The organism is Streptomyces sp. NPDC104202, assembly GCF_055584185.1.
In genome coordinates, this window is sequence record NZ_JBVJMN010000011.1 from 72,097 (window position 1) to 87,965 (window position 15,869).

Genomic DNA, 15,869 nt, shown 5'->3' on the forward strand with positions numbered 1-15,869 from the left:
TGTCTGGCGTGCCGTGAAAGGACACACCGCCATGAGCGATCTGCTCACCCGCGCGCTGGAGAAGCGCGCCAACACCTGGTCCCAGATGCAGGAGATCCAGGCCACCGCCGAACGCGAGGGCCGCTCCGAGCTCACCGCCGAGGAGCGGGAGAAGTGGGACCGCGCCGAGACCGACCTGAACGCGGCCTCGCAGGACATCGAGCGCATGGAGCGCATGGCCCGCCTGGACACCGTCCAGCGCGACCAGCTCATCGTCGCCGGCGGCCCCGCCGAGGAGCGCGGCGAGGTCGACCAGGAGGCCGCCTACCGGGACGCGTTCGGCGTCTTCACCCGCCGCGGCATGAGCGGCCTGGACAACGAGCAGCGCCAGCTCCTCATGTCGAACATGTCCGAGGTCCGCGCCCAGGCCACCAGCCCGGGCAGCGCCGGCGGGTACTTCATCCCGACCGAGACCCTCTCCCGGATCACCGAGACCATGAAGGCCTACGGCGGCATTCTCAGCCTGGCCAACGTCATCAACACCGCGTCCGGCAACCCGCTGAACTGGCCGAGCAACAACGACACCAGCAACGTCGGTGCGATCCTCGCGGAGAACGCGCAGATCACCGAGCAGGACGTCACCCTCGGTCAGAAGACCCTCGGCGCGTTCACCTACACCAGCAAGCTGGTGCGGGTGTCTCTGCAGCTCCTGCAGGACGACGCGTTCAACATCGACACGTGGCTGCCGCGGAAGCTCGGCGAGCGCATCGGCCGCGCGGTCGCCGCGCACCTCGCCACCGGTGCCGGGACGACCGAGCCGGAGGGCCTGTTCACCAATGCCACGGCCGGCAAGACCGGTACGACCGGGCAGACCACGTCGATCATCTACGACGACCTGATCGACCTGATCCACTCCGTCGACCCGGCCTACCGTCAGTCGCCGTCCACCCGGTTCGTGATGTCGGACTCGGCGCTCAAGATGGTCCGCAAGCTGAAGGACGGCAACAACCTGCCGCTGTGGCAGCCGTCCACGCAGATGGGCGTCCCGGACACCCTCCTCGGCTACGGCGTCACCGTCGACAACGGGGTCCCCGTTCCGGCGGCCAACGCCAAGTCGATCGGCTTCGGCGACGTGAACGCCGCCTATGTCGTCCGGCAGGTGTCCGGCGGCCAGATGATGCGGCTGGAGGAGCGGTACGCCGACTACCTCCAGGTCGGGTTCTTCGGCTTCCTGCGCCTGGACGCGAAGCCGGACGACACGTCCGCGTTCCGCGTCTACGCCCACTCGGCGACCTGATCCCTGCCCGTACCGCCGCGGCCCCAGCACGGGGCCGCGGCCCATTGGAAGGAGGCGCCATGGCGCGCATCCGCATCCTGCAAGCCGTCGGCGGCGTCGACTTCTCCTGGGCGCCGGGCGAGGAAGTCGAGGTCGACGACGAGCAGGCCGCCGCGTGGGCGGACGGCGTCCGCGCCGAAGCCGTGGAGGACTCGGAGAAGGCTGCGGCTCGGTCGCGCGGCGGTGGCCGGACCCGTAAGGCCGAGACCCGGTAGGAGGCTGCTGTGGCTCTGCTGACGCTGGCTGAGGCGAAGGCCCAGCTCGACATCACGACCACCACGTCCGACGTCGAGCTGCAGGCGTACATCGAGGCCCTGACGTCTCCGATCGAGGGGATCGTCGGCCCGGTCGAGAACCGGACTGTCACCGAGTTGGTCGAGGCGCGGGGCCCGACGATGAGCCTGCTGGAGGCGCCTGTCGTCTCGCTGACGTCCTTCACACCGGTGCTGGACGGCGGCACCGCGCTGGATGTGACCCAGCTCTACCTCTACGGGGCGATCGGCCAGGTCCGGCGGAAGAACGGCAGCAACTTCTGCGGCGGCCCCTGGACCGCCGAGTACGTCGCCGGCCGCGGCACCGTGCCGCCCACCATCAACCTTGCGGCCCGCATCCTGCTGCAGCACCTGTGGCGCACGCAGTACGGGGCGGCCCGCGGCTCGGTCGGCGGCGGGGATGACTTCGACGTCAACGAGCCCATCGCTGGCTGGGGCTACGCGATTCCGAACCGTGTCCTCCAACTGCTGGAGGACTTCAAGACGGGCCCGGGGGTGGCGTGATGGTGACCTCCCGGGTCCCGGCCGCGGTCGCGGCCCTCCTCGACATCCTGCGCGCGGCGCCGTCCCTCGCCGACAGCGTGCACATCGAGGACGGCCCGACCGCGGTCAACCTCACCGACCCCGACCGGATTTACATCGGCTGGCAGCCGAACAGCGAAGCGTCCGTGAATCTGCAGCAGGATTTCAACGCTGCTGGCGCCCGCACCCGGGACGAGGCATTCGTCATCAACTGCTACGCGGAGAGCCGTAGCGGCGACAAGGACATGGCGCCGCGGCGTGACCGGGTCTTCGAGATTCTCGGCGTTGTCGAGTCCGAGCTACGGGCGTCGGACGCCTTCCCTGAGGCGCCGACGCTGAACGGCACGGTGCTGTGGGCGCACCTCACCACGGGCGACCTGGACCAGAGCAAGTCGGAGGGGGCCCGCGCGGGCCTCAACTTCGGCGTCTCCTGCGTTGCCCGTATCTGATCACCACCCCAACCCTGAGGAGTACAGCGATGGCGCGTGTGCGCTACATCGGCGCCGGGCCGGTCACCGTGCCGGAGCTCGGCAGCCGCACTGTTCAGCCCGACGAGGTCGTCCAGGTTCCGGACGACCGGTTCGAGGGCTACGTCTGCCAGACCACGAAGTGGGAGCCGGTCGAGGAACCGGGCGCCAAGAAGACCGCGGCCAAGTCCGCAGCGAGGGAGGCCTGACCATGGCAATCGGATCTGGTCTCGGTGCACAGGTCGGGGTGGCGGCTGAGTCGACGTACGGCACGTACGTGGCGCCGACGCACTTCCCGGAGTTCACGAAGGAGTCGCTGGTCCTCAAGAAGACGACCGCGCAGAGCACGGGCATTGCGGCGGGGCGGCTGATGGCGCTGTCGTCGCGGCGTGTGGTGACGCAGCGGGAGGTGTCCGGCAGTCTGGAGATGGAGGTCGCCAACAAGGGCATGGGCGTGCTGCTCCAGGCCCTGATGGGTACGACGGTCACGCCGGTGCAGCAGGCGGTCACGGCGGCGTATCTGCAGACGCACACCCTGGCGGATACGTGGGGCAAGTCCCTGTCGATCCAGGTGGGTGTGCCGCTGACGACGGGCACGGTGACGGACAAGTCGTTCCTCGGCTGCAAGATCGTCAGCGCGGAGTTCAACTGCGAGGTCGGCGGCATGCTGACCGCGACGTTCGAAGTGGATGGCAAGGACTGCTCGGAGGCGCAGACGCTGGCTGCCGCCAGCTACGCGCCCATGTCGCCGTTCCACTTCGGTCAGATGGCGGTGAAGTCGGGCAGCTTCGGGGCCGAGACCGCCCTCGACGGCGTCCGCAAGATGTCGCTGAAGATCGAGCGCCCGCAGGCCGTCGACCGCTTCTACGCGAATCAGTCCGCGCTGAAGGCTCAGCCCATCTCGAACGACCTGGTGAAGGTGACCGGTTCGCTGGAGATGGACTACGTCGCGACCACGGTCGACGACCTCCACACCAGCGACGGTGCGACGTCCCTCGTCTGGGAGTTCGTCGGCCCGAACATCGCCAGCACCTACGACGAGACGATCCGGTTCAAGTTGCCCGCGATCAAGGTCGACGACGCGCCGCCGACGGTCGACGGCTACCAGGTCGTGCGGCCGACGTTCAACTTCACCGCCCTCTTCGACGGCACCAATCCGGTGGCCATCGAGTACATGAGCACCGACATCACCGTCTGACGGAGGTACCCCGATGGCCGTCGGCAACGTGCAGATCGTCGGGACTGGGCAGCTCATCAACCTGTCCCGCAGTTTGCGCGCGGCCGGCGGCCCGCAGCTTCGAGCGAACTTCGCCCGTCGGATCCGGCGCGCGGCCGAGCCGATGCATGCAGACCTGAAGCAGGCGATCCAGACCGTGAACATCACCTCGCCCGGGCGGGGGCAGGGGTCGCGCGGTGGGCCGTCGCCGACGACGCGCCCGTTGCGGGCGACGATCGCGGAGGCGATCCGGATCAGTGTCCGTACGGGCGCGAACCCGGGTGCGCGCGTCTGGGTCGACAAGAGCCTGCTGCCCAGCGATCTACGGAACATGGCGTCCGTGATCAACGAGGGCCGGATCCGGCACCCCGTGTACGGCAACCGGCGCCGCTGGGTTACCCAGTGGGCGTCACCCCCGTGGTGGGACACCACGGTTCGTAGTCATACCCCCCGGATGCGTGCCGAGGTCGAGCGGGTCCTCGGTGACGTACGCCGCACCATCACGTAGGAGTACCAGTGATCATCGTTCACACCCCCGACGGCGGCGAGGCCGAGCGGTTCGACTTTCGCAGCGTCCGCACCTCCGAGGCCTCGATCATCACCAGCCTGGTGAGTGGTGAGCTGACCTGGCAGCAGGTGAAGGCTCGGCTGCACGAGGACGACCCGGACGTCATGCGGGTCGCCGCATTCGTGATCAAGAAGCGGAGCAATCCGTCCCTCAGGATCGCCGACTTCGACCCGGCCGTGGACGAGCTCGTGGTGAAGCTCGACCGCAAGGAGATCGACGGCTGGGCCGAGGTGGCGGCGGAGCGTCTCACCACGTTCGACGGGCCGGCCGAGATGGCCGAGGTGGCGCTCGCAACGATCCTCGACGAGGCCGACGACGTCGACTACGCCAAGGCGACGATTCAGCGGCTGCTGGCGGGAAAATTCCCCGCCGTCCCCGACGGAGCGACGGACAGCAGCGACAGCCCGACGACCGGGGAATCGACGAGCTCCGAACCGAGTACCTCGGGCTCTTCGCCCACCTCCTCCACATCGACGGTGGCCGACTCGACGACCTGAGGGTTGACGACTTCGAGGCCTACGTCGCGTGGATCGACCAGCACCTAGCCCAGCAGCAAGGAGGCGGGGATGGCTGAGCGCCTGACGTTCACCCTCGAAGGCCGCGACCACCTGTCCCGAGTCCTGGGCCACGCCGGGGACTCGGCGGACCGGCTACGCCGCCAGATGGAGGACGCCTCCGACGGTTCCGGGCGGGCCATCCTCACCCTCACCCAGGACGCCGACGGCCGGCTGCGTGACCTCGAAGGCCGGTTCATCTCCACAGCGGACGCTGCTGCGCTCATGGGCCACCGGACCGGCGAGGCTGCTCGTCCGGTGGCTGACTGGTCTCGGGTCGCGGAGGAGGCCAGCCGGGCGGGGAAGGAGCTGCGCTCGTCGCTGCTGACGCTCGCGCCGGCGGCGATCCCGCTGGCCGCTTCCATCGCACCGCTCGCGGCGTCGACCCTCGCGGCCACCGCAGGCCTGGCGGCGCTCGGGCTGGCATCGGGCCGTCAGATTGCCGCGATGTCGGAGGCCTCGAAGGCCGAGAAGAAGTACAACGACGCGGTTGAGGAGTCTGGCCGTACCTCGCAGGAGGCCGTCAAGGCCCAGGTGGCTTACGCGAAGCAGATGGCGAAGCTGCCGCCGGAGACTCGGCAGGCCGCGGCGGCGCTCAGTGTGTTCAAGGACGGGTACGAGGCGTGGTCGGACTCGCTCGCGAAGGACACCACCGCCCCGTTGATCAAGGGTATGGGTGTTCTCCAGGGGATCTTCCCCAAGCTGACGCCGATGGTGAAGGGCTCGGCGCAGCAGCTCGACCGGATGCTGACGCTCGTCGGCGGCGGTGTCGCCAGCCCCGGCTTCGACGCGTTCATGGCCAAGCTCGACGGGTGGTCCACGGGCGCACTCACCCGCGCCACTGACGGACTCGTCCGCCTGATGCGCAAGGCCGGCGAGAACGAGGGCGGCGGCGGTGTCGCCGAGTTCATGAACTGGACCCGTCAGCAGGGCCCGGCGGCAGCCGCGACCCTGAAGGATCTGGGCACCGCGCTGCTGAACGTGCTGGAGGCGGGCGCCGAGGTCGGCGTCGGAATGCTCGACGTGGTCCAGGTGCTCAGCCGCCTGGTGGCCGCGGTGCCTCCCGAGGCGCTGACGACGCTGCTGCAGCTGGCGATCTCTATCAAGGCGGTCAGCCTGGCCGTGGCCGGAGCCACCGCCGCGCGGACTGCGATGGTCGCGTTCGGCGCGCAGATTATGACCATGCGGACAGCTGCTGCCGGCGCGCCGGGCCCGCTCGCCGCGGCCGGTACTGCGATCACCGGCCTGTCCCGTACGGCGAAGATCGCGCTCGCTGGTACGGGCCTCGGCCTCCTGGTGATTGCTCTGACGGAGTTGTCGCAGGCTGGCAAGCAGGCGCCGCCGGATGTCGACAAGCTGACCGGGTCACTGAAGGAGCTCGGCTCGACTGGCAAGGTCACGGGCGAGGTGGCGCGCGCGTTCGGCTCCGACCTCGGCGGCCTGTACGACAAGGTCCGGTCCCTCACCGATCCGTCCGCCGTCGACTCCGTCCAGCAGTGGATCGTGACCCTGGGCGGCCTGGGGTCCTGGGACTCCACCCCGGTGAAGGAGGGCAAGGAGAACCTCGACGCCGTCGACAAGGCGCTCGCGGGCATGGTGTCCAGCGGGAATGCCGACCTGGCGGCGGCGGCGCTCAGGGAGCTGACGGCCGAGTACGGGAAGGGCGGCCGGGACACGGCGCAGTTCACGCAGCAGCTGGACGACTACGAGAAGGCGATCGCTGACGCGGCGTTCGAGCAGCGGCTCGCGGCGCAGAGCATGGGCCTGTTCGGTGAGCAGGCTGTGGCGACGCAGCAGAAGCTCGACGCGCAGAAGATGTCGGCGGACGGACTGCGGCAGTCGATCGTCGCGCTGAACGACGTGAACCGCGCCGGGCTGGGCGGGCAGATCGCCTTTGAGGCGGCTCTGGATGCGACGACGAAGGCAGCGGAGGAGAACGAGGGGGCGTGGGGCAGGAACGCCAGCGCCTATGACCTGTCGACCGAGAAGGGCCGGGCGGCAGCGACCGCTCTGTCTGATCTTGCGGCGAAGACGGATGCGGCGACGGCGGCCGCGCGGGAGTCCGGGGCGTCGTGGTCCACGGTCAACGGGGTCTATGAGCGTGGCCGGCTGAAGCTCATCGCTGCTGCCCAGCAGATGGGGCTCAGCGAGACGGCCGCCAAGAAGCTTGCAGATCAGATCCTCCGGACGCCGGACAAGACGGCCAAGCTCAAGGGCAACCTCGAAGACTTGCAGGCCAAGCTGGACGCCGCGAAGAAGCGTCTGGCTTCCGTCCCGGATGGCCGGCGGGCGCAGCTGAAGGCAGAGATCGGCCAGCTTGAAGCGCAGGTGGCCCGGGCCCGGGGCGCGATCAATTCGGTCCAGGGCAAGACGGTCTCCGTCATGGTCCAGTACCGGGCGTCCCACAGCAGCGCCTCTGACTTCACCAAGTCCATCGGCGGGTACGCCGGGGGCGGTACGCCGCGCGCCGGCGAGTGGGCGTGGGTTGGTGAAGAAGGCCCCGAGCTGGTGCAGTTCAAGGGCGGCGGGGCCCGGGTCTACGACCACCGCACATCCATGGGCATGGCCGGCCAAGTTGGTGCCGGGCAGAACGTCGGTGCCGGCCTGATGGCGGGGATGCTCGGCTCCCGGTCCGGAGTCGAGCAGGCGGCGCGCGGCATGGCGGCCGGCGTGGAGGCCGGTATCCGTGCCGAGCTGGAAATCGCTTCGCCGTCCAAGAAGACGAAGAGGCTGGCCAAGCACGCCGTGGATGGTCTCGGGCAGGGCCTTGCCAGGCAACGGGCCAAGATCCAGGCCCAATCCAAGGCCCTGGCGAAGGACATCTCGGATGGGATCGTTCGTGGGCTGACTGGTTCGAAGGACAAGATCCAGGCCACGGCAGCGGATCTCAACCGGGACATCTGGGCGGCGTGGGCGGGCCAGGAAACCACCAAGGATTCCAACCTGGTCAAGATGATCAACCGCGAACACGACAAGCTCCAGGCTCTGGCGTCGAAGCGGGACTCCATCAAGAGCCAGCTCGCGAGCGCGCAGAACCTGCTGAAGTCGCGGATCGACGAGCAGGCGAACTACCGGGCTGGCGTCAAGTCGACGGCACAGGGCGCGGCGTCGCTGTCGAGCCTCGGCCTGGAGCAGAAGGAGGTCACCCCGGGCTCGATCCGTGCGGGTCTGGCTCAGAAGCTGGCGAAGCTCAGACAGTTCAACCGCTACATCTCGATGCTGACCAAGCGCGGCTTGAACAAGAACCTGCTCCGGCAGGTGCTCGCAATGGGGCCGGAGGAGGGCTTCGCCTACGCGGCTGCTCTCGCTGGGATGACGGCTGCCGACTTCAAGTCGGTCAACTCGATCCAGTCGCAGATCGACACGGAGGCCGACAGCCTCGGCAGGCACGGAGCGAAGACCCTGTACGACGCCGGGGTCAACAGCGCGAAGGGTCTGGTCGACGGGCTCAAGTCCCAGCAGAGGGCCATCGAGCAGCAGATGATCGCGATCGCCAAGGGCATGGAGAGGGCGATCAAGAAGGCTCTCGGCATCAAGAGCCCGAGCCGAGTCGGCATGGCGATCGGCGCGAACTTCGGGCAGTCCGTCGGCGGCGGCGTGGTGTCCGCGCTGCCGGCCGTCGGGCGCGCGGTCGACAGCGTCGCTGGGCGCATGGCGTCGATCCGTCCCATGCCCGGCCGTCCTGCCGCCGGCCTCGCGGCTGCTGGTGCGGGAGGTGGGGGGACGACGGTGAACGTGACGGTGCAGGGTGCGATCGATCCGGTGTCGACCGCGAAGCAGATCCAACGAGTGCTGCTGGCCGACAAGCGGATCAGCGGCGGCATGGCGAGGGGGTTCGAGTGACGAGGGTGACCCTGCAGGCAGGCTTCGGGTACTCGGCGGTGGCGCCGGATCTTGAATGGACGGACATCACCCAGTACCTGAAGCTCTCGACCGACGAGGGCGTCCGCATCACCCGCGGTGCGTCCGACGAACTGTCGGACGTGCAGACAGGGACGATGTCGCTGGAGCTGGACAACAGCGACGGCAGGTTCACGCCCGGCCGCTCGGGGCCGTACTCGCCGCACGTCCGCCGGAACTGCCCGATCCGGCTGATCACCACCGTCCTCGGTGGGATCAACCACTTGACCGATCCCGGATTCGAGGCGTCGGACAACGGCTGGGACGCGACGCCCGGTCTCGCCCCAAATTCGGCCGTGCGTGACATCACACATGTCCGGTCCGGCATCTGGGGCTACAAGATCGGGTGGACGAACACGGGCACTGGCGGGGTGATGCAGGTCCCGTTGTACGGGCTCACGATCGGCGTGCCGTACACCGCGTCCGTGTACGTCTACGTGCCAGCCGGAGACCCGGCGGTGCGGCTCGACATCGACGGGTCCACCGTCGGTACGGCGTCGTCGCTGACGGGCACGTTCCAGCGGATCAGCGTCACGTGGACGACGACCGCCGCCTCGCACACCCTGCGGATCACCACGAACACCACCTCCCCAGTGGTCGGCGACTTCGTGTGGATGGACGAGGCGCAGGTCGAGCAGGGCTCCTCGCCCACCACCTGGTCGTCGACACCCGCCACGCACCACCACCGCTTCTATGGGATGGTCACTAGCTGGCCGATGGGGTGGGAGGGCCTGCAGTCGACCGTCCGCATTCAGGCCTCCGACATGATGAAGTGGCTCAGCCGTCGGCCGTCGCTCGGCCCGATGCTCGTGGAGGAGGTCCAGGGCGACGAGGCCAAGCTCTACTACCCGCTGTCCGAGCCCGAGTCGAGCACGTCGGGCGGAGACCAGTCCGGCTTCTCCCGGCCGTCGATGGCGATCCAGCAGACCTCCGTCGGCGGCACGCTGGAGTTTGGCACGGGCGTCGGGCCGCCCTCGGATGATCTGTCCGTGCCGACGTTCACGCCGTCGTCGGCCACCGCCGGCAAGTACCTGCAGTGCACGATCACTCCGCTGCTCACTTCCGACGGGACCACTGGCCAGCCGATCCCGGGTGACCAGGCGTTCGAGGTCTGGTTCTCCACGTCTACGTCGGGCCGCACGATCATGACCTGGTCGGCCGGCGCCCCGGCGGCCTTCGACTCCGGCATCCGCTTTCAGCTGGAGTCCGGCACCGGAAAGCTGCAGGTCGTCGAGTACTTCCCGATCGGGCCTACCACCTACACGATCGCCACGCCGAACCTCGCCGACGGGCAGCCCCACCACCTGGTGTGGGACGAGGCTGGTCATGACGTCTGGGTCGACGGGGTGCAGTACGCGGTCGCCACCACCACCTGGGAAGACCGGATCACCCTGAACGTCGGCGCCAACGAGGTCGGCACCAGCCTGTGGTCGGGGACGATCAGCCACGTTGCTGCCTACGTCCGCCTCGGTGGCTTCCCCGCGATCTCCGAGCTCGTCGAGCACTATGCGGCCGGGATGACGGGGCATGAGGGCGAGTCGTCGTGGATCCGCATGTACCGGCTTGGCGGGTACGCCAGGATCCCCGAGGTCATCCCGCAGGGCAGCTTCTCGGCGGTCGCATCGCAAGGGCAGCTCGGCTCGTCGCCGCTGTCGCACATGCGGGACGTGGAGCGCACTGAGTCCGGCCGGCTCTTCGCCGACCGGGCGTCTGCGGCGATGATTTTTCAGTCGCGGACAGTCCGCTACAACCCGACCTCAGCCGCCACGCTGGAGTATGCGGACCTGGAAACGCCCGACGTGGAGTTCTCCGACGACGATCAGAAGCAGGTCAACCTGGTCCGGGCCAGCCGCCCGGGCGGGGCAACACAGCGGGTACAGGACCCCGACTCGATTGCGCTCGACGGGATCGCCGAGGAGCAGCTCGACATCCTCAAGACCAGCGACTCCGAGGTCATCGACGCGGCCACGTGGAAGGTCATTCGGTACGCCGACCCCCAGCCGGAGATGCGCCAGCTCCCGGTGCAGGCGGCAACGCTGCCGGTCGCTACGTACCGGGCGCTTCTCGACGCGGACATCTCCACCGTGCTCACCGTCACCGACCTGCCGGACGAGGCGCTGGCCCCGTCCGTCACGGTGGCTGTCGAGGGCTACACCGAGGAGATCAAGGAAGCCCAGCACAACATCAACTTCCACACCTCGCGCGCGGACCTCGGCGCCGTCTGGGTCCTCGACGACCCCGTCTACTCGGTGCTCGGCACCACCACCCGCCTCGCCTACTGAAGGGCTACCCATGCCGGGAATCACCCGGGCGGAAGGCTTCTACCTGCCCCCGCCTCACCTGCCCGCAAGCCGGTGGGATGCCGAGCCGCCGGCGATGCGTGCCGTCCGCTGGTACGAGGAACGAAGCCAGCGCCGAATCCCCGTCGGGGAGGGGCTCATCCTCGATCAGCCGCTCTACGCGCAGATCAACCACGGCAGGTGGGTCGCCAACTGCACGTGCTTGTCGGCGCAGATCGTCACGCCGGCCGACCCCCGCATGTGGTGCGTGGAGTGCGGCACCGGCTGGTGGCAGGTCGTATTCCCCGCCGACGTGGCCGCCGTCGAGCAGCAGCTCGCAGCCCTGCCCCTCGCCGACCGGAACTGGTGGGCCGCGGCCGACCCGACCGATCCGGCCCGTCCCACCCTGGAGGTCTGATGGCGATCGCCACCCCGCGCACCTGGGTCGTCGGCGAGGTCGTCACCGCGGCCATGCTGAACGCGGAGATCCGCGACCAGTGGACGGACTTGATCTCCGGGTGGACCAGCTACACCCCGGCCTGGACGTCAACCGGCACCGCGCCGGCCCTGAACAACGGCACGATCTTCGGCCGGTACAAGCTGATCGGGAAGGTGTGCACCGCCAACTTCGAGGTGAACTTCGGCACCACCTCGACCTTCGGCACCGGCACCTGGGCTTTCAGCCTCCCCTTTACCGCGGCGAGCCCCGCCAGCTCCAGCGCGAACTTCTCCTACCTGGGAGCCGGACGCGGACACAACGCAACCCAGTGGACGACCGGCACGGTCGGTGTGCTGAAGGCCGGCTCGGTGGCCCGCATCTACTCGCACGAGCGTGGCACCGAATGGAATGCGACGACTCCGCAGACCTGGGTCGGCGCCTCGACCAACTACCTCCAGGGCCAGGTCACCTACGAGACCGTCTGACTCTTCCCCACCCCGTACGCCCCGCGCCGCCGGCCGGGGCTTTCATCATGTCTGGAGGCCTCATGGCCACACCGATGACTGCCGACGAGTGGCTCAGGGCCTTGCGCGAGGAGGGCGTCACCGACATCGTCGAGATGCCCGGCTGGCGCACGCACAACCGTGGGCAGCGTGGCGACGGCTGGGGCGATGTCCACGCCACGATGGTCCACCACACCGCTGGCGAAGGCTCCGGCCTGGCGGACTACTGCTACCGCGGGAACGCCGACCTCCCCGGCCCGGTCTGCCACGACTTCCTCGCCCGCACCGGCCGGCTGTACCTCGTCGGCAACGGCCGGACGAACCACGCAGGCATGGTTGCCCGGAACGCCTACGACGCCGTCCTCAACGAGCGCGCGGAGCACCCGGCGCCCGGACCTGACGAGCTCGACGGCAACGCCCGCTCGTACGGCATGGAGGTCGAGAACTCCGGCGCCGCGGACCGCCCGTGGCCGAAGGTCCAGTACGACGTCGCGGTCCGCGTCCAGGCCGCCCGCTGCCGGTTCCACGGCTGGAGCGCCGACAGCATCTGGGCCCACAAGGAAGCCACCCGCCGGAAGCCGCTCGACCCCCGCATCCCCATGGACACCTTCCGGCGCGACGTCGCGGAGCGCCTCGCGCACCCCGCGTCCTGGTCGCCCGGCGACACCGAAGAGGACACCGACATGACCCCTGAAGAGCGCAAGATCCTCACCGACACCGCGGCTGCCGTGAAGCGGATCGAAGCCGCGCTCGCCCAGAAGCCGTGGACGTACAAGGGCAAGGGCGACCCGCGCGACATGCACCAGGTCGTCAAGGACATCGACACGACCGTCCACAGTCTCAAGAACGCCGGCCTCACCCCGGCCCAGATCGACACCCTCGTCGACAAGCTCGGCGACTCCCTCGCCGCCCGCCTCGCCAACTGAACGGAGCACCCCATGTCTGATGCCTCGAAGCGCACGGCCCGCACCGTCCTCCAGTCCGCCGTCGGTATCGCCGTCGTCCTCCCCGCCGTCGTCTCGGCGTCCGGGGTCCCGGAGTCCCTGCCGTGGGTCGCTGGCGCCCTGGCGGTAGCGGGCGGCTTCGCCCGGGTCATGGCCCTCCCTGCCGTCCAGGCGCTGCTGCCGCGCTGGCTCCGTACCGACGAGCTGGAGCAGCGGGGGTGACCCCGTCCGAGTCCACGCAGGTAGCGGTCGAACTGGCGGAGATGCGCGGCGAGATCAGGACTGGGTTCGCCGAGGTGTCGGGCCGGCTCGACCTCGCGCTGCAGCGGACGGACCAGAACGAACGGGCGCAGGCCGAGCAACGCGACACCGTGAAGCGGGTCGAGGAGCGCGTCGACGCCCTGGAGGCGAAGGCCGAAGCATCGGCCACGCACGGCCCGCGGCTCGCGGCGGTGGAGAAGCTGGCGTGGACAGCCGTTGGGATCGGGCTCCTCGCAGTCCCGGCCGGCGGCTGGCTCGTCAACGTCCTGGTGAAGTGATCAGCACGCCACGCCCCCTCCGCCTTCGGGCGGAGGGGGCGGCTTCTTGCGTTCTGGATCACACGACAAGGGCCTTGCCCCATACCCTGTGAGGTGTCGAGTCTGCACAGAGATTGGGGCAAGGCCGTGTCACCTGATGCTACCCCGGACCCGTACGCCCACCCGGTGGCTTTCGGGCAGCGCATGAAGATCCTTCGCGAGCGGCACGGCATGACCCGCGAGGTCCTTGCCGGCCTCGTCGGCATGTCGCCCTCGTGGGTGAAGCGGGTCGAGCTCGGCCAGCTTCAGGCCCCGGGCCTCGACATGGTCATGCGTCTCGCTCAAGCTCTGCGGGTCCGGGACCTCTCCGACCTCACAGGACGCCCCGACGTGCACGTCGATCTCTTCATCGGCCCCGGCCATCCTCGCCTCGCTGCCGTCCGCGCAGCGGTGGACGCGCTGCCGATCGGCGTGTCTGCCGCGGCCCCGCCGCGCGCCGAGCACCTTGCGGCGCGGCTCGCCAGCGCGTGGGCTGCCCGGCACTCCGCCCCGGACCACCGCGAGCGGATCGGGATCCTGCTGCCGGATCTGATTCGGGACGCGCAGCTTGCTGTCCAGCACGCTGAGTCCCCGGTGGCGTGGCGTGCGGCTCAGGCCGTGCTGGCCGAGGTGTACAGCCTGAGCCAGTTCTTCCTCGCCTACCAGCCCGACAGCAGCCTGTTGTGGCGCGTGGCCGAGCGGAGCATGGTTGCCGCGCAGCAGTCCGCGGACCCGCACACCATCGGCGTCTCCGCGTGGCTCCTCGCCCAGGCCCACCGTGACAGCGGCCCCGACCACTACGACGCCGCGGACACCATTACCCAGCAGACCCTCGACTACCTGACCCCGCTTCTTCCCGACGCGGACCATGACGTCCTTGCGATCGCCGGCGCGCTGACTTTCGAGGCGGGGTACACGGCGGCCCGCCGCGGGTCCTCGGCCACAGCGTGGCGCTACTGGGACACGGCGCAGGAGATGGCCGCCCAGTTGCCCGGCGGCTACTTCCACCCGGTCACGTCGTTCTCGCGGGCCATCATGGGTGCCCACGCTGTGACGGTCGCGGTCGAGCTCCACTCCGGCCGGGAGTCCGTACGGCAGGCGGCACGGGCGGACGCCGACGTCATCCCGTCCCGGCCGCGCCGGGCCCGGCACCGCATCGAGCAGGCCCGCGGCTACCAGCTCGACGGCCAGCCGGACGTCGCGATCGCCACCCTCGATCAGGCGCACGAGGCGGCGCCGGAAACGATCCGCTACAACGGCTACGCCCGAGCGATCATCCTGGAGGAGGTCGAGTCCAAGGTGGCCAGCCGCCGGCGCCGGGCCTCGGAGCTCGCAGTGAAGGTGGGTCTGCTCGCTGCGTGAACGAGGGGACACGATTTGTGTCCTCTGTTCTGTCGGGGCGCTCGTACCGTCGAGGTCAGCAGATGACCTTGAGGGAGGAGCGCCCCGTGACGTTACCGACGGCGGCCCCGCAGCCGAGCCTGCGCAGCGGACGCGACTGCACGTACTGCCCCGAGCCCGGCGCTGACGCGTGCGTCCGTACCCAGGGCGACGGCGGCACCCACATCTACGCCCACCAGGCATGCGCACGGGCCAAGGGGGTGTCCCCGCTGTACGTCTTCACCGACGAGCAGCCGACGGCCGGGGGTTGCTCATGAGCGCCACCTACGGGCCGATCCGCTGCGACCGGTGCGGTGAGCCGATCCAGGGCAAGGTGAAGTCGGTGCCGACGTTCTCCGACTCCGGCGCTCGTCCGGACGTGAAGATGCACGACAACCCGCTCGCCTGCGCGCCGCTTCGCCGTCGTCGCTAGTCTCCTGCTCGTCCGTGTTCTCGGCGGACCACGGGCGAGCAGGTCTGAACACCCCGGCCGGGTCCGTCTCCCGCGCCAGCCGGGGGCTACCGCACCAGCTCTGCGAGAGGCACGCCAAGCGCGTCGGCGATTAGGACGAGGTCGCCGTAGCGGGGGTCGCTCTCCCCGGCTTCGATGCGCTGCAAGGTCCGGCGGTCGATATCGGTCATCTCCGCGAGATCTTCCTGAGTGTGGCCCCGGTCCATCCGCTGGTCGTGGATACGCCGCCCAAGAGCACGGCGTAGGTCGCGGACCCAGAGGGGTTGTTCGTGAGGCACTCGACAACGCTGTGAGCTGCGTGATCCCATGTCAGCGTCAGTAGTGACGCTTTTTTTGATCATGGTACGGGGCGCCATAAACGGCCGCCCGTTCGCCGAGCACCCCCGGCGGGCGGGCGGTCTTTCCGTTGCCTGCTCCCACCTCCGGGAGGCGTGGGAGATTCCATGGGAGATGATCAAGGGGAGTCGTTGCACTGCTCTGC

Annotated in this window: 19 protein-coding genes; 18 read left to right on the forward strand and 1 reads right to left on the reverse strand. The window is 69.3% G+C overall.

What is annotated here, in order from left to right; all coding sequences use genetic code 11:
• The first annotated feature begins 31 nt into the window (after window positions 1-31).
• From ACZ60W_RS10545 to ACZ60W_RS10630, 18 genes are all read left to right on the forward strand, one after another.
• Entirely contained in the window at window positions 32-1,276 is a 1,245-nt protein-coding gene (locus ACZ60W_RS10545) for a phage major capsid protein (protein ID WP_469754958.1), read from the forward strand.
• Window positions 1,277-1,335: 59 nt separating this feature from the next.
• Window positions 1,336-1,530, forward strand: coding sequence for a hypothetical protein (locus tag ACZ60W_RS10550; protein ID WP_469754959.1), 195 nt, complete (start codon window positions 1,336-1,338; stop codon window positions 1,528-1,530).
• A gap of 9 nt (window positions 1,531-1,539) precedes the next feature.
• Window positions 1,540-2,091 carry a head-tail connector protein gene (locus ACZ60W_RS10555; protein ID WP_469754960.1) on the forward strand — a complete coding sequence of 184 codons (552 nt, stop codon included), beginning with the start codon at window positions 1,540-1,542 and terminating at the stop codon, window positions 2,089-2,091.
• Window positions 2,091-2,558 (forward strand): hypothetical protein, encoded by a 468-nt coding sequence (locus ACZ60W_RS10560; protein WP_469754961.1) that lies wholly within the window; start codon window positions 2,091-2,093, stop codon window positions 2,556-2,558. The genes ACZ60W_RS10555 and ACZ60W_RS10560 overlap by 1 nt, the downstream gene beginning before the upstream one ends.
• 29 nt (window positions 2,559-2,587) lie before the next feature.
• Window positions 2,588-2,785: a hypothetical protein gene (locus ACZ60W_RS10565; RefSeq protein WP_469754962.1), complete on the forward strand. Its 198-nt coding sequence runs from the start codon at window positions 2,588-2,590 to the stop codon at window positions 2,783-2,785.
• A 2-nt stretch (window positions 2,786-2,787) separates the two neighbouring features.
• Window positions 2,788-3,774, forward strand: coding sequence for a phage tail tube protein (locus ACZ60W_RS10570; protein WP_469754963.1), 987 nt, complete (start codon window positions 2,788-2,790; stop codon window positions 3,772-3,774).
• Between the two features lie 13 nt (window positions 3,775-3,787).
• A complete protein-coding gene (locus ACZ60W_RS10575; protein WP_469754964.1) occupies window positions 3,788-4,300 on the forward strand; it encodes a hypothetical protein in 513 nt (170 codons plus the stop codon).
• Between the two features lie 8 nt (window positions 4,301-4,308).
• Window positions 4,309-4,857, forward strand: a complete 549-nt coding sequence (locus ACZ60W_RS10580) for a hypothetical protein (RefSeq protein ID WP_469754965.1) — start codon at window positions 4,309-4,311, stop codon at window positions 4,855-4,857.
• A 69-nt stretch (window positions 4,858-4,926) separates the two neighbouring features.
• On the forward strand, window positions 4,927-8,757 hold the full coding sequence (locus ACZ60W_RS10585) for a hypothetical protein (RefSeq protein WP_469754966.1): 3,831 nt from the start codon (window positions 4,927-4,929) through the stop codon (window positions 8,755-8,757).
• Window positions 8,758-8,762: 5 nt separating this feature from the next.
• Window positions 8,763-11,096, forward strand: a complete 2,334-nt coding sequence (locus ACZ60W_RS10590) for a hypothetical protein (RefSeq protein WP_469754967.1) — start codon at window positions 8,763-8,765, stop codon at window positions 11,094-11,096.
• 10 nt (window positions 11,097-11,106) lie between these two features.
• Window positions 11,107-11,511, forward strand: a complete 405-nt coding sequence (locus tag ACZ60W_RS10595; RefSeq protein ID WP_469754968.1) for a hypothetical protein — start codon at window positions 11,107-11,109, stop codon at window positions 11,509-11,511.
• Complete coding sequence (locus ACZ60W_RS10600; RefSeq protein ID WP_469754969.1) at window positions 11,511-12,017, forward strand: hypothetical protein; 507 nt, start codon at window positions 11,511-11,513, stop codon at window positions 12,015-12,017. The genes ACZ60W_RS10595 and ACZ60W_RS10600 overlap by 1 nt, the downstream gene beginning before the upstream one ends.
• A 62-nt stretch (window positions 12,018-12,079) precedes the next feature.
• On the forward strand, window positions 12,080-12,961 hold the full coding sequence (locus tag ACZ60W_RS10605; RefSeq protein WP_469754970.1) for a peptidoglycan recognition protein family protein: 882 nt from the start codon (window positions 12,080-12,082) through the stop codon (window positions 12,959-12,961).
• A 12-nt stretch (window positions 12,962-12,973) separates the two neighbouring features.
• Window positions 12,974-13,201: a hypothetical protein gene (locus tag ACZ60W_RS10610; RefSeq protein WP_469754971.1), complete on the forward strand. Its 228-nt coding sequence runs from the start codon at window positions 12,974-12,976 to the stop codon at window positions 13,199-13,201.
• Window positions 13,198-13,518, forward strand: coding sequence for a hypothetical protein (locus ACZ60W_RS10615; protein ID WP_469754972.1), 321 nt, complete (start codon window positions 13,198-13,200; stop codon window positions 13,516-13,518). Before ACZ60W_RS10610 ends, ACZ60W_RS10615 begins: the two co-directional genes overlap by 4 nt.
• A gap of 126 nt (window positions 13,519-13,644) precedes the next feature.
• A complete protein-coding gene (locus ACZ60W_RS10620; RefSeq protein WP_469754973.1) occupies window positions 13,645-14,898 on the forward strand; it encodes a helix-turn-helix domain-containing protein in 1,254 nt (417 codons plus the stop codon).
• Between the two features lie 86 nt (window positions 14,899-14,984).
• Window positions 14,985-15,194, forward strand: coding sequence for a hypothetical protein (locus ACZ60W_RS10625; RefSeq protein ID WP_469754974.1), 210 nt, complete (start codon window positions 14,985-14,987; stop codon window positions 15,192-15,194).
• Window positions 15,191-15,349 carry a hypothetical protein gene (locus ACZ60W_RS10630; protein WP_469754975.1) on the forward strand — a complete coding sequence of 53 codons (159 nt, stop codon included), beginning with the start codon at window positions 15,191-15,193 and terminating at the stop codon, window positions 15,347-15,349. Before ACZ60W_RS10625 ends, ACZ60W_RS10630 begins: the two co-directional genes overlap by 4 nt.
• 86 nt (window positions 15,350-15,435) lie before the next feature.
• Here ACZ60W_RS10630 and ACZ60W_RS10635 read toward each other — a convergent pair whose 3' ends face one another.
• Entirely contained in the window at window positions 15,436-15,744 is a 309-nt protein-coding gene (locus ACZ60W_RS10635) for a helix-turn-helix domain-containing protein (RefSeq protein WP_469755029.1), read from the reverse strand.
• Between the last annotated feature and the right edge of the window lie 125 nt (window positions 15,745-15,869).